Here is a 1,097-nt window from a genome sequence, read left to right as displayed (position 1 = left end):
GGGAGCATCTCACCTTTGCAATAAGTAGAAATGCTTAATGAGATCAATAAAAAAGTTAAAAAAGGCAACCATTTAGATAAGCACAGCGATGACGAAGGACTTGCGGTACATTACCAGATTCCCAACTTGCACCAGTAATTTTGAGACGATGAGCAATTTATTTAATTTTTGATTCAACAGAGCCAGAGCCGATAGAAATGCCCTCTGCCTGCAAATAACCATAATTGACAATTCGATGTTTATGCTTGTTCAAATAAGTAATAAAATTCTCAACTTGCGGCTCTGACCATCCTTCGCGCACAAGAGATAGCCGCGTCCACTTCCCCCTTCCTCAAGAAAACATTTTACCTCCTCAATTCGCTGGAATGAACCCCCAACTTTATAGAGGTTTTCAATTAAATGATACCAATCCAATATTTCAATTCTTTCCTGTTTCTCTCCGATCTCACGAAATAAATTCCAGATACCATCATGTCCATCTCCTAAACAAATTAAAGGTTTAGCCAAAACTTGAGAATTAACCAAATCTAATAAAGCTGAGTTATCTTGAAAAAAAGCCGCTACCCCCAGTTGATGAAAACTCACTGCTTTATAATCACGCCAAATTAAGGCTTTTCCCTTGGCAGTTCTTAGTCGTACCTTACCGCCATCTAGGCTCATTTCTTCCACTTCCACTTCTGGGTTAGACGGTAATTCTTCAAAAGCATAGCGATGTACGAGGCGTTGTTGGGTACTGTGAGAAACAGCAATTCCTGTCAATGATTTGATTTTATGCGCTGATTTCTCGTAGGATTCATCGCCACTTAATAGCAAACAGTTCTTCTCTAACATTGGACTCATCTGAGTCCGAGACTTTATTTCTAATTTTTTCGCTTGTTTTTCTGTAATTGGTAATTCCCCCAAAATACTTTTCACTTTTCTCGTCCGACCGGCGGTTTCTTCTGTGCTTGTTTTGACAAAAAAATACCGATTTCTGGGTTAACATAATGAATCATTAAATCTCTAACAGTCTCCTCTATCTCTCCCAAGTTATTAAATTTCTTAATTTGGGATTGCTCATAGAGACATTGCCCTAACTCTTGACATAACTCTTTAAT

At 38.3% G+C, this 1,097-nt stretch carries 1 pseudogene; it reads right to left on the bottom strand.

Features of this window, described 5'->3' with window-relative positions:
* Window positions 1–55: 55 nt before the first annotated feature.
* A pseudogene (locus IQ234_RS20825) lies at window positions 56–1,097 on the bottom strand (ISKra4 family transposase); the annotation flags it as partial.

Source organism: Microcystis aeruginosa LEGE 91341 (genome assembly GCF_015206885.1).
Taxonomy (GTDB): Bacteria; Cyanobacteriota; Cyanobacteriia; order Cyanobacteriales; family Microcystaceae; genus Microcystis; species Microcystis aeruginosa_H.
Note: the sequence above shows the minus strand (reverse complement) of the source record. Positions and strands in the feature narration are given on the sequence as shown.